Origin of the sequence: Desulfallas sp. Bu1-1 (assembly GCF_015594625.1) — a bacterium.
GTDB lineage: Bacteria > Bacillota > Desulfotomaculia > Desulfotomaculales > Desulfallaceae > JADNRQ01.
Map to the genome: position 1 here is coordinate 16,310 of NZ_JADNRQ010000025.1, position 24,603 is coordinate 40,912.

25 protein-coding genes are annotated in these 24,603 nt (G+C 50.4%); all 25 read left to right on the plus strand.

Annotated elements, in window-relative coordinates; translation table 11 throughout:
* The first annotated feature begins 202 nt into the window (after positions 1 to 202).
* Positions 203 to 472: a stage V sporulation protein S gene (locus IT084_RS15660; protein WP_195713829.1), complete on the plus strand. Its 270-nt coding sequence runs from the start codon at positions 203 to 205 to the stop codon at positions 470 to 472.
* A 101-nt stretch (positions 473 to 573) separates the two neighbouring features.
* On the plus strand, positions 574 to 1,419 hold the full coding sequence (locus IT084_RS15665) for a S1 RNA-binding domain-containing protein (protein WP_195713830.1): 846 nt from the start codon (positions 574 to 576) through the stop codon (positions 1,417 to 1,419).
* A gap of 43 nt (positions 1,420 to 1,462) precedes the next feature.
* Positions 1,463 to 2,128: a hypothetical protein gene (locus IT084_RS15670; protein ID WP_195713831.1), complete on the plus strand. Its 666-nt coding sequence runs from the start codon at positions 1,463 to 1,465 to the stop codon at positions 2,126 to 2,128.
* 1,017 nt (positions 2,129 to 3,145) lie between these two features.
* Positions 3,146 to 3,349 carry a hypothetical protein gene (locus IT084_RS15675; RefSeq protein WP_195713832.1) on the plus strand — a complete coding sequence of 68 codons (204 nt, stop codon included), beginning with the start codon at positions 3,146 to 3,148 and terminating at the stop codon, positions 3,347 to 3,349.
* Positions 3,350 to 3,696: 347 nt separating this feature from the next.
* Entirely contained in the window at positions 3,697 to 4,950 is a 1,254-nt protein-coding gene (gene iscB, locus IT084_RS15680) for an RNA-guided endonuclease IscB (protein ID WP_195713833.1), read from the plus strand.
* Between the two features lie 481 nt (positions 4,951 to 5,431).
* On the plus strand, positions 5,432 to 5,701 hold the full coding sequence (locus IT084_RS15685; protein ID WP_195713834.1) for a hypothetical protein: 270 nt from the start codon (positions 5,432 to 5,434) through the stop codon (positions 5,699 to 5,701).
* A 43-nt stretch (positions 5,702 to 5,744) separates the two neighbouring features.
* Positions 5,745 to 6,170, plus strand: a complete 426-nt coding sequence (locus IT084_RS15690) for a single-stranded DNA-binding protein (protein ID WP_195713835.1) — start codon at positions 5,745 to 5,747, stop codon at positions 6,168 to 6,170.
* 56 nt (positions 6,171 to 6,226) lie between these two features.
* The gene (locus IT084_RS15695; RefSeq protein WP_195713836.1) at positions 6,227 to 6,580 is read left to right on the plus strand and encodes a hypothetical protein; all 354 of its coding nucleotides are present in this window, start codon (positions 6,227 to 6,229) and stop codon (positions 6,578 to 6,580) included.
* A gap of 217 nt (positions 6,581 to 6,797) precedes the next feature.
* Complete coding sequence (gene bet / locus IT084_RS15700) at positions 6,798 to 8,066, plus strand: phage recombination protein Bet (RefSeq protein WP_195713837.1); 1,269 nt, start codon at positions 6,798 to 6,800, stop codon at positions 8,064 to 8,066.
* 64 nt (positions 8,067 to 8,130) lie between these two features.
* A complete protein-coding gene (locus IT084_RS15705; RefSeq protein WP_195713838.1) occupies positions 8,131 to 9,549 on the plus strand; it encodes an AAA family ATPase in 1,419 nt (472 codons plus the stop codon).
* Between the two features lie 13 nt (positions 9,550 to 9,562).
* Positions 9,563 to 11,971, plus strand: a complete 2,409-nt coding sequence (locus IT084_RS15710; RefSeq protein WP_195713839.1) for a cobaltochelatase CobT-related protein — start codon at positions 9,563 to 9,565, stop codon at positions 11,969 to 11,971.
* Positions 11,972 to 11,983: 12 nt separating this feature from the next.
* Positions 11,984 to 13,096, plus strand: a complete 1,113-nt coding sequence (locus IT084_RS15715; protein ID WP_195713840.1) for a PD-(D/E)XK nuclease family protein — start codon at positions 11,984 to 11,986, stop codon at positions 13,094 to 13,096.
* 92 nt (positions 13,097 to 13,188) lie between these two features.
* The gene (locus IT084_RS15720) at positions 13,189 to 14,244 is read left to right on the plus strand and encodes a DUF3854 domain-containing protein (RefSeq protein WP_313885503.1); all 1,056 of its coding nucleotides are present in this window, start codon (positions 13,189 to 13,191) and stop codon (positions 14,242 to 14,244) included.
* Positions 14,245 to 14,414: 170 nt separating this feature from the next.
* Positions 14,415 to 16,121: an IS200/IS605 family accessory protein TnpB-related protein gene (locus tag IT084_RS15725; protein WP_195713842.1), complete on the plus strand. Its 1,707-nt coding sequence runs from the start codon at positions 14,415 to 14,417 to the stop codon at positions 16,119 to 16,121.
* A gap of 291 nt (positions 16,122 to 16,412) precedes the next feature.
* On the plus strand, positions 16,413 to 17,210 hold the full coding sequence (gene nrdG, locus IT084_RS15730) for an anaerobic ribonucleoside-triphosphate reductase activating protein (protein WP_195713843.1): 798 nt from the start codon (positions 16,413 to 16,415) through the stop codon (positions 17,208 to 17,210).
* Between the two features lie 33 nt (positions 17,211 to 17,243).
* Positions 17,244 to 17,738, plus strand: coding sequence for a hypothetical protein (locus IT084_RS15735; RefSeq protein ID WP_195713844.1), 495 nt, complete (start codon positions 17,244 to 17,246; stop codon positions 17,736 to 17,738).
* Between the two features lie 32 nt (positions 17,739 to 17,770).
* Positions 17,771 to 18,409 (plus strand): hypothetical protein, encoded by a 639-nt coding sequence (locus IT084_RS15740; protein ID WP_195713845.1) that lies wholly within the window; start codon positions 17,771 to 17,773, stop codon positions 18,407 to 18,409.
* A gap of 418 nt (positions 18,410 to 18,827) precedes the next feature.
* The gene (locus IT084_RS15745; RefSeq protein WP_195713846.1) at positions 18,828 to 19,079 is read left to right on the plus strand and encodes a hypothetical protein; all 252 of its coding nucleotides are present in this window, start codon (positions 18,828 to 18,830) and stop codon (positions 19,077 to 19,079) included.
* A gap of 423 nt (positions 19,080 to 19,502) precedes the next feature.
* Complete coding sequence (locus tag IT084_RS15750; protein ID WP_195713847.1) at positions 19,503 to 20,114, plus strand: hypothetical protein; 612 nt, start codon at positions 19,503 to 19,505, stop codon at positions 20,112 to 20,114.
* The gene (locus IT084_RS15755) at positions 20,114 to 20,452 is read left to right on the plus strand and encodes a hypothetical protein (RefSeq protein ID WP_195713848.1); all 339 of its coding nucleotides are present in this window, start codon (positions 20,114 to 20,116) and stop codon (positions 20,450 to 20,452) included. The genes IT084_RS15750 and IT084_RS15755 overlap by 1 nt, the downstream gene beginning before the upstream one ends.
* Before the next feature lie 73 nt (positions 20,453 to 20,525).
* A complete protein-coding gene (locus IT084_RS15760) occupies positions 20,526 to 20,939 on the plus strand; it encodes a hypothetical protein (RefSeq protein ID WP_195713849.1) in 414 nt (137 codons plus the stop codon).
* 46 nt (positions 20,940 to 20,985) lie between these two features.
* Positions 20,986 to 21,270, plus strand: coding sequence for a hypothetical protein (locus tag IT084_RS15765; RefSeq protein ID WP_195713850.1), 285 nt, complete (start codon positions 20,986 to 20,988; stop codon positions 21,268 to 21,270).
* Positions 21,271 to 21,376: 106 nt separating this feature from the next.
* Entirely contained in the window at positions 21,377 to 21,907 is a 531-nt protein-coding gene (locus tag IT084_RS15770; protein ID WP_195713851.1) for a hypothetical protein, read from the plus strand.
* 104 nt (positions 21,908 to 22,011) lie between these two features.
* Positions 22,012 to 22,677, plus strand: a complete 666-nt coding sequence (locus IT084_RS15775; RefSeq protein ID WP_195713852.1) for a hypothetical protein — start codon at positions 22,012 to 22,014, stop codon at positions 22,675 to 22,677.
* A gap of 1,103 nt (positions 22,678 to 23,780) precedes the next feature.
* Positions 23,781 to 24,497 carry a reverse transcriptase domain-containing protein gene (locus tag IT084_RS15780; RefSeq protein ID WP_195713853.1) on the plus strand — a complete coding sequence of 239 codons (717 nt, stop codon included), beginning with the start codon at positions 23,781 to 23,783 and terminating at the stop codon, positions 24,495 to 24,497.
* Positions 24,498 to 24,603 lie beyond the last annotated feature (106 nt).

Genomic DNA, 24,603 nt, shown 5'->3' on the forward strand with positions numbered 1-24,603 from the left:
GGTTTTTTGTTTTAAACCCGCAGGGCAAATCAGAAGGAAAGGGGGGTATTAAAAAAAATCCGATCAGTCAAGGCATACAACCAATATCTCCGCTGTGTCTGGCACTATAAGGAAGAATGTCCCGGTCTGGAGGTTTTTTCTCGGGAAAAATGCACTGCAATGCTGATCACAAAACCAATTAACCAAAGGAGAGATTTTTACTATGACCCCAAAAATTCTTAAAGTTTCAGGTAAGACCAATCCAAAAAAATTGGCTGGTGCTATCTTTTTAACCCTCAAAGAAAACGGCGGCGAGGTCACTATCCAGGCAGTAGGCGCAGGCGCGGTCAACCAGGCCGTTAAAGGCATAGTCATTGCCCGCGGCATGTCTGCCACGCTGGATATGGACCTGAAAATAATTCCCGGTTTTCAAAATATCAAAATTCTCGACCGCGATGTTACGGCTATTCAGCTTCTTGTTCGAGTAGCATAGCAAGATACAGGACGCGAATTTCTCTATGAAAACATGTGCACTGAAGCCCCCACTTCTACAAGTGGGGGATATTAACTAAAATTACCAAAGGAGGAATTTTCATGGAAACAACCCAAAAGGAATTTGTGCGTGATGTATGGCCCCAGGTTTACAGTTCCCGTCAGAACAGGAGTATCTTGAGGTGGCCGGCCACCGGCGTAGAGGAGCAGGTACTGCACAAAAAAGACGGCGAAAAAGAAAAAATCCTTTGCCTTGTGGTGGCCGAGGAGAGAGTAAAGGGAATTATCCCTTTAACCGAGTCCGGTATCAAGATCAGCGACACCAAGGCTGTCAACCGTGGGCGATTGCTGAAATATATCGGTCAGGAAGTACCCTTCATCGTCATAGGTATCGACGTGGAAAACGAGCGCTTTATTGCTTCCCGCAGGGCAGCGCTGGAACGCCTGGCTGCCCAGGCATGGCCCAATATCAGTGTGGGCATGACGGTCGATGCCGTAGCCAGCCGGGTTTATGACAATTCCGTAATCGTGGAATTTGACGGTATTGAGGCTTACCTGCCCATCTACGAAATCTCCCACGGCTGGGTTGATGAAATTTTCGACATTATTCAACCCGGGGACAAATTCAAGGTAAAAATCATCGAGCTTGACCAGGAAAACGAGCGGGTCATCGTCTCCATCAAGGAACTCATCCCCAATCCCTGGCCGGAGGCCGCCAGGCGGTATGAGAAAAATGGCTTTTACCGTGGCACCGTCACTGGTATCACCCGGTACGGGATATTCGTTGAACTGGAACCGGGTGTAAACGCCCTTTGCCGACACCTGAAAACCAACCGCTTTGAGATTAAACGGGGCGACACCGTGGCCATGCAAATTGATAAGATTAGCATGGAAAACGGTGCCGGTAAAATCAACGGCAAAGTGATCCGGCTGGTAAGAAAAAAATAGGGGCGCACGGCCCCTATTTTTTTTCATAAAACCTTATTGGGAGGTGACCGGCGCTCTTTGCGTCAATGACATGCAGGAGTTATTCCCCGAATTATCCCCTTTTTCTTTGCTTAATTACTACAAAGCCAGCACGATCAACGACCACATCATAGAACCCCGTTTCCCGACGCCGCGGGAAATAATGCTTTTGAACATCCTCAAATCATGCGGCACGGCTGCCAGCTTCCAGCTTGAAAACCTCTGGCCAAACAAAGAGGGACGCAGGAAACTCAAAAAATTGGCCAGGCAGAGAATAATTGCGCGGTACAAACTCAACGGAAAGCACAAGTTGAACGTGTATTCCCTAAACCCGTACCTTGACCTTGAAACAGCCCTCCGGCAGATGGCATTCGCCCAACTCTATATAAAAATGCGCCTCGTTATGCCCTGTTCGGCCACCCTGGGGCCTGAACCGTTCACGGGCCTGATAAATCTTTACGGAAAACCTTACCCCGTCCTGGTAATCAGGAAAGGGGACGCTGTCAGTATGCTGCCTTCCAAATTGCCAAACGTGCCCAGGTTGATCGTTGTTGCTGAAGAATTAACAAAGCTCAACCTCGACATGGATTACAGGATAACAACGGACAGGGATCTCATGGATAAACCGTTGTACCTCGCCTTTCGCCTGCCCGATGGAAGTCAGGAAAAAGTTGTTCAATTTGCCTGTTGACAGGAGGAATATTTGTTTTGTACAATTATGGTAAGGTCGTAAGTCTCCCCGGTCATAGACCCCACGGCTAAAGCCCGGGGCTTGTAAAAGCCCTACTATGACCAGCCTAAGCCTTAACTGGCTACGTTATCTTAGTCATGACACCCTGGGGTGCTTCTCCAGCCCCTTGCCCTGTCGCCCAGCATTAAACAGCGAGTAGGGGTTTTACGAGCAGTGTGCTGGGCCTAACAAGCTAAGATAACATTGGCGAGGAGAGACGGCGCAAGCCGCGTTACCAGCCCCTTACGGGGCTCCGCAAGGAGAAAAGGAGCGTGCGTCGCTTTTCTCCCACAGCTAAAGCCGGGAAATTCCAGTGACACACCTCCGGTGATATTAATTGTTTTCTTAGGTTTTTCAATTTTTTAACGGTGTATTGCCAGCGCTTTCAAGTACGCTGGACATGAGAAACGTTACCGGCCCTTCTAAGTTGGCCGGGCTAAAGCGTAAAATTACCAGCGCTTTCAAGTACGCCGGGTTCAGGGTTAATAATCGTGGTCTAACTGCGCCCTTTTGGAGGGTGTTTTAATTTGTCCCAAAGTCCTATTGTGCCTTTGAAATCAAAAGGCTGCAATGGGGCTTTTTGTTTTTCGGGCAAAATAAATGTTCCGGTAAAAAAATGTGCTTTACCTTACGGTTTAATATTGACATCTAAGTGTATTGGCGGTATACTCAAATTAATCAACATAGACCAAAAGTCCCACCTGGAACCCCTTAAAAAGTCAGGGGCTGGTTGGGACTTTTTTGTTTTATTTTAAAAAAATGTTCTTAAATGTTCACCAAAATGAAAGGGGGGTTATAAAGGGTACACGCGTACCGTTGTCAACCAATCATCAGTTCAGGGGGTAATGTGTATTGTCAGCTGTTTTTGTATGTGATTGGCGATACGTAAAGGGCAGTCTCGATAATTGCTCTGAGGCCAAAAAATGCAATAAGGAATGTGCGTTACGGAGGTATGAGGTAAAAACAGAATCCGAGGATATGTTAGCACTCAAAGACTTAGAAATGACCTGCGAAGAAGAGGAACTTACACCTGATGAGATGGCCCGGGTAGCCGAAGGCGAAAGGGAACTGAAAGCCGGTTTGGGGGTTAAGTACGAACAAAGTATATGGGACGACCTCGAAGACGAGGAGGTAGATAAAATTTATGAAGAACTTTATTTATCCCATACCGGCAGTTCTTGAGTTATTTTTAAGGGGCTAAATCAGCTATTACTGGTTTTATATTTTCCCGCGCCGGGGATAAACGGCGGTCACTCACTGGCCGCCGGGGCCGGTGAGTGGGAAGTCAACTACCCCCTACTAAAATAGGGGGCTTGCAAGAATTCTGCAGGCCCCGGGTTGACTAGCTCAAGCCCGGTGTAACCGGGCTACGTTGAGAGGGCCATCACACCCCGGAGTATAGCCCGAGCTCCAGGCAACTGTGGTTCGGGATTAAAAGCCCTGCGGGGTAGGGGCGGTGTCCCGGACACAAAAACCCTTTCAACATGGGCGACGGGCACAATAACTCCAGCGTAGAGGAGGTCATCTAAGTGACGTATGTCTACGTGCTTTCTAAAAGCGGCAGGCCGCTCATGCCGACAAAACCGGCCAGAGCGAGACACCTGCTTAAAGCGGACGAAGCCAGAGTAGTAAGAATAGTGCCCTTCACTATTCAGCTAACCATCGAAACATCCGAAGCGGTGCAGCCGGTTTATGCCGGACAAGACCCCGGACTTACCCAAGGAGTGGCCGCTGTTCGGAGCGACGGCAAAGTGCTGTTTCAGGTAGAGGTGAAATGCCGTCCAGACATATCGGAAAAACTCACCGAACGCAGGAACTACCGCCGGAACCGGCGCCACCGCAAGACCAGGTACCGCCAGCCGAGGTATTTAAACCGCAAAAAACCAGAAGGCTGGGTAGCCCCGTCTATCCGGCAGTTAAAGCACGAACACGATAAACTGCGGAGACTGGTCGAGGGTATTCTCCCTGTATCCGGCTGGGCGATAGAGCTGAACAAGTTCGACTTTCAGAAGATGGAGAACCCTTCCATAAAGGGCGTCCAGTACCAAAACGGTCCACAGAAAGGGTATTTCGACGTAAGAGAGTACGTCCTCGAACGGGACGGCTACGCCTGCGTCCTGTGCGGAAGCAAAATTAACCGCAAACTTTACCGTTTCCGTGGTAAGTCTCAGAGACCCAAGAACCTGATCACCCTCTGCGGCGAGTGCTACAAAAAGGCGGTAGAAAAGAAAATCCCGTTTGAAGTTCTGCTGGAGAATTACCGGTGGACGGCCAGAGTCAACGTGATGCGCGCACTGTGGAAACCAGCGGAACACATCAAATTTGTAACGGCGGAACAGGTAGCAGCCTTCAGGGAAAATCACGGCCTGACCAAAACACACGCCAACGATGCGCTGGCCGCAGTCTGCGAAGCTTATGGTATTGAACTTCAGCCCTGTGATATCCACGTACTTTGTGGTCGCTATGTCAGACGTAAAAACCGGCAGTTACACCGTGCCAACCCCGGTAAAGGAGGCGTAAGGCAACCGGCCAACGCCAACAGATACTTGATTAATAAGTCCGGTGTAAGATTCCAGAAATACGACCTGGTATTATATCGTACCCGAAGTGACCGAAAAATCGTAGGGTACATCAATACCCTGTTTAGTCGTAGGACTGTGCGTATAGTGGATCCTACCGGTCGGGAGTTGTACAACGGGGCAAGCATAAACAAGCTCAAAAAGATTCAAAACGCTGATACCTTGATATGGGAGGTGAACAACGGCGTTTCCTCCTCCGAATGAGTTCGGGGGTATCCACGCCGTGATTCCCTTATGTAATTGCCGCGCTTAAAAAACAATTGCAAGCTTCCAGGAAATCCAACCTGTCGGCGCTTCAGTTGCTACATTCCAGAAACAAACGTTTTTACCTGCCTACCGACAGCATGAAACCAAACCAGAAGCAGGTTCAGATCATTAATTAATCATTATCATCGTCTAAAAACCCCGAATTTATTTATCCGGGGTTTTTCTGTTTTTAAGCCAAAAATTATTCGTTTATGAGGTGATGCCATATTCAAGTCCGAAAAACCGGCCGCCTTTGTATGTGATTGGCGCAATGTTAAGGGCAGTCTAGATAATTGCTCCAAGGCTCGTGAATGCCAAAAAGATTGCCCGCTGCGAAAATCAAGTGTTCAGCGTGCTCCACTGGAGTCTGCGCAGCACAGTCTTTCTCTACTCGCCCTGGGATTAAAAACCGGGGGTAATCTTAAAGGAGGTTTTTAAAATGCCAACATACGCGGTCTACACCGGGGTGGGCAAGGAAAACGCCACCCTGCGAAATCTTAAAGCAGCGGCCAGGCGCTGCAAGGAGATCGTTTCAGCCGCCCTTACGCCTTGGCCCGGCTACGTGCGGGTCGAGGTTAAGGCAGGCGACAACGCCGAGGTCAAGAACGCCGTGTTCAGCATGCCAAAAAACACCCGGATGGTCATCGAGCTGGTTCCCGGTGTTGTAAAAATCCTGGGCAACGGTAACGAAACTGTTCCGCTGGAGTAAAAACCTTTGCTTGGTTCCATAAAACAAAAAGGAGGTATGTTCTATGTTTCAAAAGTGGATCGGCATTGGCAGGATAACGGCTGACCCCGAGCTCAAGCACACTCCCAACGGCACTCCGGTAACACGTTTCACCCTGGCGGTGGACCGCGGCTACAAGGATGAAAGCGGGGAAAAACAGACCGATTTCATCGACATTGTGGTGTGGCGCGAGCAGGCTGAAAACTGCGCGAAGTACCTCTCCAAAGGGGCACCGGCGGCAGTTGAAGGCAGGCTGCAAATCCGCTCCTATGAGGACAGCCAGGGCATTCGCCGCAGGGCCGCGGAGATTGTAGCCAACCGGGTCGTGTTCCTGCCCAACGGCAAGAAAGGTGACAGTGGCATTGAACCCCCGCCGTGGCCGGAAGAAGAACCCGGTAACAGCGCTCCTTTCGGCGAAAGCGAAATAAACCTCGACGAAATACCGTTCTAAGGAGCGGGTAAACCCTGCTCCTTGCTCTAATTCAAAAATTTTCTAGGAGGCCAAATATGAAACAAATCATCAACACCACCCCGCATCCCATCACATTCCAGAGCGTAACCGGCGAGGCCTACCAGGTTCCGCCCTGTGGCATTTTAATTAACGCTCGCCCGGTGGAACAACCCGCGGGTACTCACCCCAGTGGGGCCGAGTTAGTCAGAACACGGTTCGTGCCCGACTCCGCAAGCGCGGAGGCCCTGGCCCAACTGGAAGCCGAAAATCCGGGTGCCATTATTGTGGGCAGCATTATAGCCGCCCAGGCGTTCCCGGGCCGAGTTTTCGCACTGGTACCCGTACCGGGGTTTGAAAGGGTCCCGCCTGCTGAAAAGCGGATGCGGGACGACAAGTTCACCGTATTTTAACTCTCCTGCCGGGAAGTCCCCATCCGCAAGAGCGGGGATGAAAGGCTGCTAGGGCTGGAATCGCCCGAAATTACGCTTGCTGGAGAGATCCCCTCGATGAAGCAGGAAGCCTCTTCCTGAGTGAAGTGAAGGGAGGGGTAGTTCACCAGGCATAAAGGGGCGGGGTAGCAACCCTGCTCCTTCCCCTTAATTCAAAAAAATATCAAGGAGGCCAAATATGAGCGAAAAAGAGCTGTTCGGTTTTACCCCGGAAGAGGTCGAGCTGATCAGGAAAACGGTGGGTAAAGAAGCCATAAACGACGACGAACTCAAGCGCTTCCTGTACCGGGCCAGCAAGATGGGGCTCAACCCCCTCGACGGAACCATTCACCTCCTTACGCGCAACCGCAGAAACGAGTCCGGTAAGTGGGAGAAAGTGAATGTGATAATAGTCGGCATTGACGGCTTCCGTATCGCCGCCGACCGGTCCGGCAAGCTGGCCGGAATCAAAAGGGACGTGATCTATAACGAAAAAGGCCAGCTGGTCAGGGCGGTAGCGGAAGTCTACCGCAAAGACTGGGACCACCCCGCCAGAGAAGTGATTGCCTACAGGGAATACTGCCAGACAAAGGAAGGCAAGCCTGTCGGCCTCTGGGCGTCGATGCCCGAGACTATGCTGAAGAAATGCGCTGAAGCTGCCGCGCTGCGCATGGCTTTCGCGTCGGAACTGGCCGGAATATATATTCCTGAAGAACTGATGCAGAGCGAAGAAGATATACCTGAAGAAAAAAATGGCAAAAAGAATACCCGCAGGAAAGATGAGCAGTCCGGCAAAACTGAAAGCGCTCCAACCGAGGACAATTCAGCAACTCCCGGAAAAACTGTTGATAGGCAGTCCGGCAAAACTGAACCGGCCCCAAATACTCCGAAGGAAGCCCCCAATAATCAGGAAACTTCGGAGAACAAGGCACCGCAAGACGAAATTACCAGGTTTGAAGGCGAGCTGATCATCCTTGAGTTGCCCAAAACCCTGGAACACCCGACCTTTGGGCAGTACCAGGAAATTTTGGCGTTCGATCCAACCGCCGAGAAAACATACACCCTGGTAGGGAGGAGCTTCACGGCGTTAAAACCCAGGGACATCATCAAAGTCCAGGGCGAGGTTAAAAATGACAAAATGAAACCTGTAATGCTGGAGAAGCTGACCACGGATAAACCACGGGAGGAAGAAAAGGCCGGAGAAGACGCCGCCGGCGATGTAACTGTAACTGTAACCTCCAGTCCGCAGACCGGTCGCAAGAGCTTCGACGGACAGCTCGAAGATGTCGTCTGGGCGCGGGCTGAAAGGGGGGACGAAAAATATATACTCGTGGCCCGCGGCAGTAATAAAAATGTCCTGGCCAAAGTCGGCGTAAATGACACCATTACGATAAAAGGCGAAATGGTTTCCGAGACCAACGGCAACTTTATTTACATCAGTGAAATCAAAACGGAAGCCGCAGCTTGATCACGGTCCCAAGAGGGTGGTTTGTTTAAACCACCCTCATTTTTTCACCGGGAGGTTGATATTATTGAAAATTTGGCCCAGAAACGTAAAAACCGCCCTTGACGACGAAAAACGTCGTCTCATCAGAGGCTTTGGCCTTGGAAGGGACGGCAGGGTGTACATGGAGTACAAAATCCACCAAAACATCCCGGGCCGGGCTATCATTGCGGCCAGTCCATCACCCCTCACTATCTATCACGATGAGGGGTGCCCTTCCGCCAAGGAAAATAAACCGTGCTGGCACATGGGGGCTGTAATTATGGCCCTTAAAGTTGACCCGCCCGTGGAAGCCGAGCTTGTAGTTAGCCAGGTGGCTCCCTGCCAGATCATTAGAGATTTGACGGAGGAAATCCTCGGCAGGCCGGGAGATTTTGAGCTGCTGGAACTCGTGGAAGAAGATGTCCCCGCGGACCCTGAAGCGGTCCTTGATGTCCCGGACGACGCGCACTGGCTAACGCGGTTCAACCTCCCCGCGAGGGTGCTGAAAAAAGTGCTCGCCTTCCGCGAAAACCAGGAGAAGATCCTCACCGACGAGCAGCGGATGAGGATTCCCAAACCCAAATACATCCCGTCCGGCAATGAACTCATAAGCGCGGTATCCGCGCTTGTGTATGGTGAGAACGGCAGCAGGTGGGAAGCTCCGCTCCTGATCGGCCCCAAGGGTTCCGGTAAATCCACCATGGCCGAGACGCTTGCGGCCATCCTGATGTTACCCGTGAACAAGGTTTTCGGTGGTATCGACATCAATGCCGAAGCTCTCCTGGGGGCCAGGACCCTGGTCCCGGTGGAAGATGTGGACATCATCACCGAAGCCAAGCTGAGGGTGGCCTGTAAAACGGCGGGCATTGAACCCGACACTCTCATTCAGCGGCTTAAGGGAGCCCAGATGAAAGTGGGGTTTGAGCCTGGCATATTCCTGAAAGCCGTTGAAAAAGGGGAGATGATTATTGTGGACGAGATCAACATGCTCATCCCCGAGGTCACTTCCCTCCTCCACGGCCTTCTTGACTGGCAGAAAACCCTGTCGGTTCCGGGCTACGGGATCATTCAGGCCCCGCCCAACTTCAGGCTGGTCGGCTGTATGAACTTCGGCTACAGCGGCACAAAAAGTTTAAACGAGGCATTTCAGGACCGGTTCCGTTCCGTACAAGTGCCTCACCTCGGCTCGGAAAAACTCGCCGAGTTGATTCAAAACGAGACGAACTGCAGGGAAAGCACGGCCGTAAAGCTCTCAGAAATTTTCAGTTCCCTTGCCCAGGGCGTGGAAAACGGCGACCTTTCCGAAAGAGTCCTTTCCGTCCGTTCCCTTTTCCGGATAGCCATGGAGGAGATGGACGGCTGCGGCACGCTAAGATACGTTGCCGCCTCCGTGCTGACCGACGGCATCAGCGACCGGTACGAGGCGGACAGGATAAAAGATATCATCGAAGCCCATCTCCGTTAGAGGGGGAAATCAAATGTCTCAAATAGAACTCAAGCGGGCCAGATTACAGGCGCTGGCCCGCGTTCTCTCGGCAAGGGGCAAACTTACATTGATGTTTGGCGACACCCCTTGCACCGATTTAAAAAACATCATCCTCCGGTTGACTGAAGGTGAAATTGTACCCGGCGTTCCTGCTACCGGGGCCGAATGCTGGATAGCAATGAAGGCGTCGGTAGCTCATGAATCCGCGCACATAAGGTTCACCTCGAAAAGCGCCTGGGATCAGGCCACCAGGCACAGCCGGTTGATGGCTCACCTGGTCAACATCATTGAGGACGCCCGGATTGAGCGCTGCATGTCCAATTTATATCCCGGAACCATGCTCTGGTTTAGATTTATTAATGACTACATCTTCCTTAAAACCAGGGACTGGGGAACCGGGCCAAAAGCGCTTATGGGCGGCCTGATCTGCTACGCGGTCGTGGGCAGATTGCCGGCGCAAATCGAGGAGCAGTCCGAAATAGCTGAATTGATTTACAGGTGTGCCCCGCACATCGACAGGGGCCGCCTTGGGCCGGACACCGAAACGGTTTGCGAGTGCGCCCGGGAAATTTTCAGCATTATACATGACTTCCTGGAGTCATATGCTCCGCCGCCGCTGCCGGCCACACTGGGGTCGCCAAAACCGGAAAAGGCTCCCGAGGGTAAACTGGACCCCAGGAGAAAACCCTCTCTCCCGAAAAGGGAACAACCGGAGGAAAAACCGGAAATGCGGGATGAACCCGACGCGACATGCGGCGATGGAGAACCCGGTGATAACCCGGAAGAAGCTCCCGACACCAAAGATTATGAAACATGGGATCACACGGATAACAAAGAGCATGATGAGGAAAAGCCCAAAGACGAGCCGGGCCGGGAATCAGTGGATGACGGGACAGGTGAAAATGCCGATAATAGTAGATCGGGTGTTGATTCGCCAGGCAAACCAGAGCCGGGCGACGATGAAAGCGAACCGGATGAAAGCACGGACGAAACGGAAGACGACCCTGAAGCTGGTTTCGACGGTGAGGAAACTGGTGGTAAAACCGGAGAGGACGATGAGAAAACCGAACCCGGTTATAAAGCCAAGGGGGACGGTGAAGAAACCGAACCTGGTGGTGAAGCCGGGGAGGATGATGACGACAGTGATGAACCGGAAAGCGCACCGGATGATGATACGGACAACGATCTGCCCCATAAAAGCGACCCGGATGACCAGTCACATGACGATCTGCCGGAAGATGAACCGGACGGTGGTTTACCAAAGGATGATTCAGGTGACGACCCCGATGAAGTCCCGGACGATGACCTGCTCGAAGGTAATCCGGACGATGACCTTGATGATGACCTGCCCGAGGACGATAACCTTGATGAATCAGGGGAAGATGAATATATTGGGGATTCCGGTGACGACAGTATAGACTTGGGAGAATACGCGGAACTGGTCAATGAAGCCGGTGAGGAACTCTCCACTATTGAATCATCATCATCCCGCGCCGAAAAAGCTGAAGCTAAAATGGTTATCCCGGACATCGATCCCGAGAATATTACCGGCGAATTATCAAGAGATATTCACCGCGGCTGCGAATTTGTGCTGGAAAAAGACCTGAAAATCACTGATCACAGCAGAGAAATATATGAGCAGATATATTCAAATGTCAGGCCGCACATCAACAAAACAACCGAAGAAATCAGAAAAATACTCGAATATAAAACCACTTACCTCGAAAGAAACCTCCGCAAAGGAAAAGTGCACGGCAATTCCCTCTGGAAGCTGCACGTCAAAGACCCCAGGGTCTTCTGCAAGACCTCGGAACCCAACGACATCCCCAAGCTTGCGGTTTATCTCCTGGTGGACTGCTCGGGGAGCATGACCGGCAAAAACATAGCCGAAGCAAGAAAATCCGCGTGCCTGCTCTACGAAACCTGTTCTTCAGCCCTTATTAAAATCCCGGTCAATATAACGGGATTTACCAGTGAAATACGCGTGATTAATGATGTTGTGCACAAGAGGTTTATTTCCTTCGATGACCCCTATGACAAGAGATACAGCATCGCAGGTATAGCCGCGCGGCATCAAAACCGGGACGGCTATTCCATTAGGGTGGCCACAAGGGAACTCCTTTTAAGGCCCGAACAGCAAAAAGTCCTGATCGTGCTTTCCGACGGCATGCCCGTTGCCGCTTACTTAGAATACCGCGGCAAAACCGGGATCAGGGACACCGCCCTTGCCGTCCGGGAAGCCGAAAGGCAGGGGCTCGGGGTGATCGGGCTGTATTTCGGGAGCCCTGCATACCTGCCCCAGGCGCAGAAAATATACAACAACTGCATCTACGTCAGCAACGTTTCGGTCCTGCCCCAGGTTATCGGCAGGGTTCTTAAAAAGGTTGTAAGTAGTCTGTAGGAGGTGCCAGTAATGGAAATATTTTCGTTTTCCCGGTTAAGTAAGTACGAGGACTGCCCCGCCGGGTTTTACCGGCATTATTGCTTAAAAGTTAATGAACCGCCCACACTGCCGCTGGTCAACGGCAAGGGAGTTCACAGCGTGATTGAAGCGGCCATGCGCCTGAACAAAAAAGATATGCTTTTTTTTAAAGTCATGTCCAAGATGGTAGTTGACAACGCGCCGCTGGTAATTGACCCCGAGGAAATCTTCCAGCTGACCTACCAAAATATGGTTTTAGCGGAATTCCATCCTGACAACCAGATTGAACAGCATCTTCAGCTTCCCTTGCTGCCGGATGACCCGCTTTCGCCGGTTATCCAAATGTATATCGACCTCAACCGGGACGAAGGGGGCTATGTTCAGCTGGTTGACTGGAAGACCAACCACAAGTCATATCACCCCACTGAAACAAAGCAATTGGGGCTTTACTCGTGGGCGCTGTATCAAAAATATAACAAGCCGGTGCGGAGTAAACTTGTTTTTCTTCGTACCAGGGAAACCCCGGAACACGAATTCACTAAATCAGAAATGGAAGAAGCAAGGGAGTGGGCCTTGACCCTGGCCCTGGAAATCCAGGATAAACTTTACCAGGTCCAGCACGGAGCCGACCACCGAGAGCTTTTTCCCACCAGGCCGGGCGGTGCCTGCCGTTACTGCGGCTACTCGCATGAGTGCGTCAACGGGGAACTTCCGGTCCCCGGGGAAATCAAGACCTACGAGGAAGCCCAGGCCCTCGGCGGTGAAATAATCCGCCTTGAATCGGCGCTTGATAACATGAAGCGCCTGATGAAGGGTTACGTCGAGACCTGCGGCCCGGTGGCCGTCGAGGGCAACCGGCAATTTATCATGCAGGAATCATCCTACTGGAAGTGGCCCCCAAAAGCGTTAAAGGCGGCCTTTGACAGGATCACCGGCGAAAACAAAGACCCGTTTGAATATTTCAGCCTGACGGCAACCCAGGCGGGCAAACTCGGCTGGAATGAAGAGGTTATAAAAAAACTCGGAGCCCAAAAGAAAAACAAAAGCCCGGCGCTGAAGCATGTCCAACTCCCGGAAGGAAAGGCCGCCGGCCTTTCCTCCTGACAGGAGGGATTGATATCCGGGATTTTGACATAATCGGGGTCGCCGAAAAACTGGGGTTAACGTACATCAAAGAAGGCCCGGGGCACGAAAAAATATATCGCTGCCCGTTCTGCGGCGACTCGGCCAAACACGCAAACAAGGGTCACCTTTACATTAACGCCAGTACCGGGCAGTATAAGTGCCACCGCTGCGGCGAGGAAGGCAACGCGATTACAATGTGGTCAAAATGCCGCAGTATAGATAATAAACAGGCTTATAAAGAACTCTGCAATGACGCGGGAATAAGACCAGTTGAAAAACCTGTCAGAGAAATATCCGAAAAAAACAACCTGGCGGGCGTGGACTTGAGAAACAGGGTCTATACCTACTTCCTGAAAGCGTTGCCCCTGGAAAGTAAACACAAGGACGACCTGTTGAGGCGCGGCCTCAGCGAGCTTCAAATACACAACAACATGTACAAATCAGTCCCCCAAAATTCTCAGTACCGCTGGAAAGTGGCCGGGTATATCCAGAAACGCTTAAATGAGATGGGGAAAAGCCTTCAGGGGATTCCGGGATTTTACACCCGCAGAGGGCCATACGGAGAATACTGGGACTTCATCGCGCCCAGGGGATACTTCATCCCCGTAAAAGACCCGCAGGGAAGAATCCAGGCCCTGCAGATCAGGCTGGACGAAGGCAAGTACGTCTGGTTCTCATCCCACGGGATGCCAAACGGCACGTCATCACATGCTCCCGCCCATTACACTGGAGGCACCGGCAGGGTGTGGGTAACGGAAGGCCCGCTAAAAGCTGATATAGCTTCCTGCCTGATGTCCGCTCCGTTTATCGGGGTGCCGGGAGTCAATTCATGGAAAGAAGCTGAAAAGATTCTTTCCGAGATGGGCATAAAAGACCCCATCATAGCTTTCGATTCGGATTTCAGGACCAACCCGCACGTTGCCGGGGCGCTGAGAAAATTCATATCACACCTAAAGGAACAGGGATACTTTCCTCAAAACGCTGTATGGCCTTCCAAGTACGGTAAGGGAATCGACGACGTTCTACTGAAGCTCCACAAAAAAGAAGTGATGTCCGTGAGCTTTATCGTGGATGGTGTGCCGGTTACCATTAAGCGGACGGTAACTACGGAGGTTTCGGTCGGGTAGCAGCCGCCCCGGTACCGGGACGGCACAAAATCAACCTTTCAAATATTAAAAATATTGATACCGAACATTTGTTTGGTAAAATATCTCCAAAGAGATGGTATGTAACAGCTACAAAATGACTGACTATAGTTGATTAATCAAAACTGTTTTGATTGTAGGAGTGGGTTCAGATGAAAAAGCGGAGAAAGAATAAAAAGAAACCGACTGAGCCTGACGACAGCATAAAATACACCGTCTGTGGCGAGTGGTTTCCTTTATTTTGGGATTATTACCCGGACCCTTACGGTAAAGAAGATGAAACGCCCCTGGACACCGAGATGCGCCTTTTTTGCGCCTGTACCCGCTGGTCGTTCAACCGGCTGTTAGAAGGGGTTAAGGCGAATGAAATTGAACGTGAGGGCCAAGGGAAATTTGCTCTTAACGGAAGATACGCCAAAGACGCCGTAGCCAAAGCCGCATGGGTCGTGTCGTCCTCAAAAGAGCTGTTGGCGATGGAAATCGAAGAAACAGTAACCAAACTGACTCGTGCCAAGAAAAAGCTCGGCTGGGCGGAAAAAAATCTGGAGAAAACAATCGAAAAGAATGACCCGGCAAAGATCGAAAAAGCCCGGTGTACCGTACAAGGCCGCAAAGCAAGGGTAAAGAAACTGGCTGATAAACTGGACGAGCTAAAAAATCATCAAAATAACGGCACCATACCCACAGTGGTCTTTGGTGGCCGTTCTTTATGGAAAAAGGTATGCAGAGGCAGGGTTAGCAACGAAGAGTGGCGGCAGTCCCGGCAAGACCGGCTGTATTCACGTGGGGAGAAGAGCAAAGGCGGCAACCAAAATATCAAGGTAAGCTGGCATGATGGGGAATTCGCCCTTTCTGTGACCATCTCCCACCTGTCCGAACAGAAAGGCACGGACAGCAAGGGCAGGCCCGTAATGACCAGGGCGCCCCGGGTAGAAGGCAGGCTGTGGCTGCCGGAAAAGCACCGGCTTAAAGTGTGGGAAATGCTGTTTTCCGGCGCTTCCTACACCGTGGAGATAATCAAAAGTAAAGACAACCGGTACAGGGCACATATAACATTCACTGTAACAACACTCAAACCGGCGACCAGTCCCAACCGGGGCTACCTGGGCATGGACACCAACCTCGACGGCGTAGCATTGGCTAACGTGGGATATACCGGCCAGCCGGAACCCTGGCCCGAAGGCTTTACCGTACCATATCCGAAGGCCCTGCACAAGTTTACCGGAGAATTCCAGGTGACAACGCACCCGAACGGTTTCCTTTACATCAAAATACCCGAACTGGCTTACAGCCGGAGGCACCGGCGCACATACTTAATTGGCGTGCTGGCCAAAGTGGTGGTGGGCATTGCTAAAGCTTTAGGCAAACCCATCGCCTTAGAAAAGCTGGGTTTCGGCAAAGACCGGCTGGACACGGACAAAAGATTCAACCGCATGGCGGCCAACTTCCCGTACAGAAAGATGGTCGAGGCTGTTATGCGTAAAGCCTGCAAAGAAGGCGTAGGAGTAAAGCTGGTTTGGCCGGCGCACACGTCAACCATTGGTTACTGGAAGTACATGGAGCGTTATGGTATAATCGTCCACCACGCTGCGGCATTAGTCATAGCCCGGCGAGCCATCGGTTTTAAAGAACGTATCACAAAAGAGTTAATGCAAAAGGTTCAAGCGGTTAAAGAAAAGCTTATCTTGAAAGTCAAATCCTTACCTGGGGAAGGAAAAGGAATGACCCGAAAGGTGAAGTGGCTCTTTAAGCGGCTGGACGGAAAGGTTCCCGTTTATAATGGGCTGACCCGTTTCAAGCAGGAATCTTTTTATTCCGCATGGCACGACTTGAAGCAGTTAGCTTTGCTGAGTAGGTGACCCCGTTTAGCCGGAGTACGGACAAACCGGTAGGCCGTATCTAACAGGTCGCGGGAGGCGGGGTTAACCTCCCCCCAGATGGTCTACGCAAGAACTTTGCGTTCTTGCGCCTATCTGGAGCAGGATTTTTCCATCTCCCGTCCGGGTGGGACTCCCGGGGCCGAGGTCCCCCTGTCGCAAAGTCTACCCTCAGGAGCAGACAAATCCAATCCAGAAAGGAGCGAAATCCAGGTCATGGGGTGGGCCGCTTAACTGGGTTAAAACAGTTAAGTTTTTTGAACCTGGTAAAAGTTGCAAATAGTCGTTAACGGTAAAATTGAGCCCAAATTTGTCGAACAGCTGGTAACCGAGGAAAAAGAATCCTTCGCCCAGCAGGGAAAGAAAATCGCCAAAATTATCCTCACCGAATGCGGGAGTGAAATAGAAATTAAGAGCTACGAAAAATCCCCTATTCGCAGGGTAAGACGTATCACCGGATACCTCGCCAATACCGACAACTGGGGCGCGGCCAAACTGGCCGAACTGCGGGATCGGGTCATGCACACGAACGTCAATGCAATGACCGACACCACACCCGTAAAAACCGGCGTTACGCTGCGGGTCAACGGGCTGGTGTACGAATCGGTTGTCGAGGGCCCCGGCCTCCGGGACGTAATCTTCGTACAGGGGTGCCCGCACCGTTGTCCCGGCTGCCATAACCCCGGCTCCTGGGACTTCGAGGGAGGCACTGTAGTGGACATAGCGGACGTCGTTGCTTCAATACCGTCGAGCCCCCTAGTTTCCGGGATCACCATCTCCGGCGGGGAGCCGTTCTGCCAGGCTGTGAATTTGTTGGAAGTGGCCCAATATATCAAAGACAGAGGGCTCAACCTCTGGGTCTATACCGGTTACACTTGGGCAGAACTGCTCACCCACCCGGACCCGGCGGTAAATCAACTGCTCGCCCTTACCGACGTGGTGGTGGACGGGCGGTTTGAACAGGACAAAGCCGACCTTTCCCTGCCGTTCAGGGGGAGCGCAAACCAGCAGCTAATTGATGTGCAAGCGTCTTTACAAGCAGGAAGAGTAATTTTATGGAGATGCCGGTAAACAGCAAATACCAAAAGGAGGTTTGTAAAAAACATGTTTTATTACGAAATTCAATCGGGTTCAGCCGCTTACCGGAAGATCTGCGACTGCCTCAGAGACTACCTGAAATGGTTTGACGATTCTATTCAGGAACAAATTCGCCGCCTGCTGTCTATAGAGAGCGTTGAGGGTATCCACTTTGTCCCTGGTCGCCTGATCATGGACAACCCCCCGGACCACTTAAAAAAATATTTTGATGGGCCGAATGAATATGGTCAGTACACGGCACTCATTGATTCGGACCTTAATAATAAATGGGTTAGGTTTTGCAGAGAGAACGATCTAAAATTTATTCGTCCTAGCATAATTATGGATTACGACTTCGGACTCATTGAGTACCCGGGCAAAAAGATTTTTTATCTGCTCGGCTCTAAATTTATCATTGAGTCTGAGGTGGAGCTGGACAAAGGCTTTCTAAAAACTATCCCAAAAACTGAATTTATAAGGTTAAAGGCTGACTTTCTGGCCAAGCAGGGGAAAATAGCTTAAGAAACGCAAAAAGCCAAAAGGGAGGTCCAAGTATGAAAAAAATCACTGTTCAAATAACTGATGAACAAGAAAAGTTCCTTAAACTTTTTGCCGCCAATCATTACCCTGGCGCAAAGGATAATCTTGCAACTCATCACCCAATACACATTGTCCAAACAAAAAGAATCAGGCATATCCCATACAGCCCCGATATTGCTGATTTTTATGATCATCTTCCGCTTGTATTCACTTATAATACCGACGACTACCAGCTTTGGTTCAAAAATGAAGAAGAGCTTGTCAAGCAGTATTACGAGGACAGGGGAGAAGATCCACCGATTCCCGTTAAGCCATTCGGGGAAATACAATACACCGAGGTACATGATAAAGACGGAAATGCTGTTTGGATTTGCGATTACAGCGATTATTTCAAGGTTTACGGCGTTGAGCCGGTAGTATTTGCCTGGGAAGAAGAAGATTACGAGGATGTTGCCTTCTTCTTCATCCTCGAAGAGGCCAGAAGATACATCAAATATCAAGGCCATAACCTTAAAGAGCCAAGGACATACACATATGACGCGGGTTATTCCAACGAAGGCGAATACCATCATTTTTGGGACCTGCTTTTCAAACTTGGAGAGCAGCTTAATGCGGAAAGCAAGTCCGAGAATCTCGCTACAGATGCTTCGTAGCTGTGTTGCTTCTGCCCACTCCCTGAGTGGGCAGGCTGGAGCACGGCTCCATCTAACCAAGACAACAATTTTTATAAGTTTGTTAGTCATGTATTGCCGGCGCTTCTAAGTACGCCGGACGTAAGTTATCTATTACCGGCGCTTCTAAGCACGCCGGGCAAAAGTTATCTATTACCAGCGCTTTTAAGTACGCCGGGCAAAGGATTTAATTATGGCACATTAATAGTGCTGTTAAAATCATTGTTCCGCCCTCGCAAAGGGTTCAAAAATACATACAGTGGCTTCTGGCCGCTCTAATCAACTACTTAAAGGAGGTGATTCGGGCGGCCGGAGCCGTCCAGTTGTTCCTTGGTACGTCCCCCGCAGGGGAGAAATTAACTTCCCCTGCCCAGGGGGAAGTATTTAAGGAGTGGTTTCAATGACCCAAAAACTAAATAACTTGCTTCTGAAAGAAATGGTTAACGGCATGGAGCTTGCGCACCGGTCCGGCGGTAAGGTTGATATTGTGTTTAACAACCCTTTCGGCACCAAGATGAAGGCTTCAACCGTAGTTCCCGAAGGATTCGTAAAAACCGTTAGTCACCCTTACCGGGACTCAAGAAGCGGCCTGACCTGGTATGTCAAGGTCAACAACAGGCCAGTTAAATTCAGCGCGCAAAGCGGTTTGTAAAATACAAAAAACAAAGGCCGCCCGACCGGCCTGTAAATCAATCGCAGGAGGTGATTGATGCAGTAGGCCGTCGGGGGCCTGCTGTGCCTTCTAAAGAATGAAATTATTAAAGAGCTGGAAACGGCTCTAACCGAGCTGGCCGAGGCGGCGTGGTTGACCGTTCGCCAAGCAAAAGGCTCGTGCGGGGAGTTCAACCCGCACATCGACTGCAGCGCCTGGCTAAAGCGCGGCCGCAGATGCCCGGAGTGCCCCTATTGATATGTCCATGATCTGGAGGACTTGTTGGCCAAGCTGGGGATAAGGCCAAAATAAAGGAATTGCGAATCCTGGGCTGCCCGCCTGGTCAGGCCGCCAAACTCACCTTAAAAGGAGGGAAGGCACGGCGGCCCCCGCCAGAGGGCCGCGCGTGCCGCGGTTTTGAAAATGACGAGAGTAGGGTACTACGACCGTATGGGTCGGGTACGCCACCTAAAATTAAAATTTACCGAAGACAAAATCACCCCCGAAAGCGCACAGAAATGGGCTCGGCACTGGGCGCTGCAGTGGGGAGACGTTAATCATCAAAAAAAAGTGCGGGCCGACCTGCCCGGGCACGCCTGGTGGTTCGGCTGCTCCGGACACGGCGGTTACATCCTGGTGGCCCCCATGTCGGCAGTGCCGAAGCTGTTCAACGACAAATTTGCCGTTGACGGAGCTGCAACATGGAGCGATTACTACTACACCTCAGTTAAAGGATACGCCGTGTACCGCTTCGAGGAGGACTGCAACTGGGCGGTGCTGGAGTATGCCATCCCCGAAGTGGCATACTGGGCGGTCCTCAATCGGGAACGGGAATTCGCCCGGTACGACAAAGACCCCGAAAGAAAGGCTTTGGCCTTAAAACGGCTGAAGTCTCCAAAGCTGTTCAAGCAGGCTGTCGCAGAGCGTTTGGACAGGGCCTGGCAAAGCATCCTGCGTTGGCAGTCGCAGGGTGTGATCGACGAACTGCAAAGGCTTGCCGGCCCCGAACGGCAAGCTGCAGGAGGTGGCATGTAATGGCACTGACAAAGTACCAAAAAATAGCACGGCGGGCCATTGATAAATATTTTAAGGATTCTTCCAAAAGCGTTGTTTCGCTGTATCAGTTATCAGTAGTTGCAGACAATGCAGCATATGACGCCGGGAAAAAACGGGAACTGTTCAGTTCCCTGGAAGAGTACCAGAGGCTTCTACCCTCCGGGGCGAATGTCTTCTGGGACAAAAAAACCGGGCTGTTATCCGTTGTTAACACCTATCGCTCCGCGCCTGTGGAAGAAATGCGGTTTCTTCCCGGCGCCTTTGACGCCTGGGTGGATATGGGGCCGGACATTAATGCAGCTCGGTTAAAAGAATAACATTCAGCAGGCGGCCCGGCCCGCCCAATCACCAAGGAGGTGAAAAGGGGCGGCGCCGGTGGCCGCCCTAAAAATGATCAAATACGCGAGATACGTTGATCTGGCTCAAAATCCGCCAGTTGAACCCATCGAGATTGCGATCTACGAACCTGATGAAACACCTGGTTATTTGCGCTATGTGGGCAACAAAACTATCCAGCAAATTTTCGATGAACTGGAGGAAAGACTCAAAGAAGAAAACTGCTATCCCGACGAGTATTTCAGCATTTCTTTTACCAACAGAGGACGCAGTGCTGAGCAGGAATTTCCACAATACCGATGGATTGCCTGCTTTCCTGTGACCGGGAGCAACGAGGGGCATTACATTCATGTTGAGATAATCAGTCCCGAAGGTGAGCGCGAAATAATATTCCTCGGCAAAACATTCCGGGGATTTGAATTTGCGGCACAGGTTGCAATGGCGTGCGCCAAGCACCTGGGCGCTTAACCCAAAAAACAGCAAAATCCAATAAAGTTTAGGGAGGGCAACTAAAATGTACGTAATTTGCAAAAACGACTACCCGATTGCGGTAGTGGCGACCAAAGAACTTGCCGAACAAAACAAAACGTTGATTCAGGAATACTATAATAAAGAAAAACGCCTGGAGAAGTTACGTGGTGAGAGTTGCTGGAACCAATCATATATTCATGTTCATTATGTACCAGAACTCGAAAACACAGATTTCATAGACAAACTGGGACTAAATAAAAACTTGGATAAATTACTGGTTTATTGGGAAGAGGTTGCTGAAAAAAGCGGTCAAAAAAGCCGCTCATAGATTAAGCAAAAGCAAGATTTAAAAATTTAGGCGGCCCGGTCCGCCCCAATTCACCAAACCAAAGGAGGTGAGGGAAGGCGGGTTACCGGGGCCCGCCTTCCTGCAAATGCACTATTTGCACTGTATCTTGGTAGAACTTGAGGAAACAACATCGGTCGAAAACGTCGAAGACCTGGTTGAAGAAGCCAGAAGTGAAGCAATATATGCAACCGAATATTTCCAGGATCAGGTTTACGACTGGCGTGAAGAAGACGCCGGCAGGTGGGCCGACGAATTTCCCAACCGGGGCGTTGTCCTCGGTCTCAACGACCGGGAACTGTTTCTCAAACTTTTGAACAAGTGGAGGGAAATGCCCTTGCGGGCGGCCCTCGAAAATTTAAAGAACCTCGAATTAACAGAAAAACCCGAGACAACCATGCACCTGAGCGAAAAACTGATCAGACTGTTATGGGAAAATAACGGTCCATGGGTTTATCTTATCACAAGCGCTGTTCAACTGGCGTACGGCAGATACTGTCCCGACAGCTGTTTTTACAGCGTGCCGGACTACTCCACCAAAATCACCCAGAGAACACTCAAGGAAGCCACGGAACACCCTGAACGGTTCGCGCTGGTGTTCTTGGATTACCACTATTGATGATTGAGATTAACCCGCCTGGTCGGGTCGCTAAAATTTTTCCAAAAGGAGGAAAGGCACAGCGGCCCACCAGGGGGCCGTGCGTTATTGGGGGCTAAAACCAAATGGAATTACCCAAAATTAAATTGGTTTCAGACTTTTGGGATTACTACGATCACTGGTTTGATGGTTCCGACGCCGAGATAGTCTTTGAGCGCAGGTCCACTGGTGGAATGGACCGGCTTCAGATGTTGGAATACCTGAAGTCATTGGGCTTGCGGGTACCGGCCTTCGGTCGGGTACGTGATTTATACGACCGCGAGCGACAGGTGTGGCAAGGATATGTTGATATTACATCAGTAGTGGTCTATCTTGACGAAAGGGCGCACCGCGGCGAAGGGAAGGTCTTGCTCTCACTGCGTGACGCCATGGAGCAGTACCCTGACCACCTGGCCACTGAATATATTCCGGCATTACCTTCCGGCCATGGCCTGACCTGGCGTTATCTCCAGGTTGGGGACAAGATATTTTGGCTTAAGTGCACCAGCCACTCAGATTGGCGGTCTAACTGCGGTGATGTTGAAATCAAGGTGTTATCCAGAGAAAAAGACAGTTATAATGATAAAATCAGGCACCCGCTATATGCCGTGGATTTTGTTCCGGCCGGCAACAGACTGTATGCTGTGGATTTCAATGTTGCCCCCGGAATCAAAGGTACCGGCGTGGAAGAACTCTTGCCACCCCGGGAAGCGGCGGAAGCGATCAAAAAAGCTATAGCCCATTCTGTTTAAAATGCGTAATAAAAGGGGGCGGTTACAATCATTGACCCTATAGCTCTTTTTAAAAGCATTACATCTGGCGAAATATACCGGATAACTATTGGAGAGGCAATATATACAAAAAGAATAACCCGTAGTTGGGTAAGTTGTGATATTTGTGGTAGGGATATTAGGTTTGGCACGAAAGAGACGGTTTATTTACAGAAAGGAAAAACCGGTAAACGATTCTGCCTTCATTGCTTTGATAACTTGGTAAAAAATGCTATATCAAACGGTGAGCCAATAACTATTGACTTCAAATAACTGCATATTCCAATCAAAATGTGCAAAATTTTAGAATAAAAAACTAACCGGGCTTTGCGGCCCAAACCATTCCAATCGAAGGGGGGATGGGGCGGGCGTGTGCGTTGTTCCTACACAACGCAGGCAGTAATGCCTGAATAAAAGTAGGCATTAGGTGCAAACCTGATGAACTGTGTTTCCGAATCGCCGGGTGAAACTCCCGGATGCGTCGAAGGTTGGCGACGTAGAAAGGCTAATACTCCGACATGCCCTGATAATTCGATGGTGAAAGTGATTCAGGGTATGAAGCTCGGTGAAGACGGCGAAAACCGGACCTGAGAAGCGGTTAGGGAAGTAGCCGGGCCGCCACAAAACGACCATGCCGACTCATCATAGGAACCTGCGTTTGTACGGTTCGAAACATTCGGATAAGGAAATTGAACCTTATCACACTCGAAAGAGTGCGAGGGAACAGTTATGAAATGCCCGCTATCATAACTGACGTTCTCCAATATGGAAACGTGCCTAATCCTCCAACCGTGGATAAAGGCTGAACTCCGGACCAGAGCAGGCGGCTAAAGTCGTATGTAAGGCTAGGAAACACGGTACAACGAAACCTGCAAGACGGAGCCAATCGAAGCAGTGAAGTCTAACCGCGCAGGAAATGGCCGGTGAATGCAGGGGGCAGCAGCCCGTAGTAGCAATGAAACGTCTAACCAATGTGGAGCCAAGGGGCATAGTCAAGCAACAGACGGTAACATGATTGAGCCTGACTGGGAAGCCGTTGCGCACACCTGGTTAACCCACGACATCTTCCGAAAGGAGGGATGCCGATGGCTCACGAATCAGTCTACCCGAAACTGGAATCTGAATCAGACATGCAATCTATCCTGGACTACCTATACGCAACAACCAAACAGGCACTTGAAGAAGGTAAACTACCTAAATTCAAAAACCTACTAGAACTAGCAAAATCCGAAATAATAATCATCACTGCCATACACAACATTAAATCCAACCACGGCAGTAAAACAGCGGGAACCGACGGCGTCATCATACCAGACATCCTGCAACAACAATATCCAGAAGTCATTCAGATGGTCAGAAACGCACTTGATGACTACAAACCGCACCTTCTCAGAAGAGTGTGGATACCCAAACCAGGAAAAAATGAAAAGAGACCATTGAGCATACCTGCGGTCATTGATAGAATTGTCCAGGAAATCCTGCGTATCATCATTGAACCAATCATGGAAGCACAATTCTTTAAACACTCATACGGATTCCGACCTATGAGAGACGCACACATGGCACTTGAAAGAACAACTAATATATGCCACAAAACAGGATACCACTGGATAATTGAAGGGGACATTAAAGGCTGCTTCGACAACATTAATCACACCAAATTAATCAAACAACTCTGGCATATGGGCATACATGACAGAAGAATTTTGATGATAATTAAGAAAATGCTCAAAGCTGGAGTAATGGACGAACTAACAACCACGGAACTAGGCACACCACAAGGTGGATTATGCAAAGCTTAGCATAATCCTCCTTATGCAAAGTAGATGATTATGCAAAGTAAACTCGTACAGACCATTAAATATAAGGATTTCTGTCTCATTTACTTTGCATAATCTTTGAGACTTC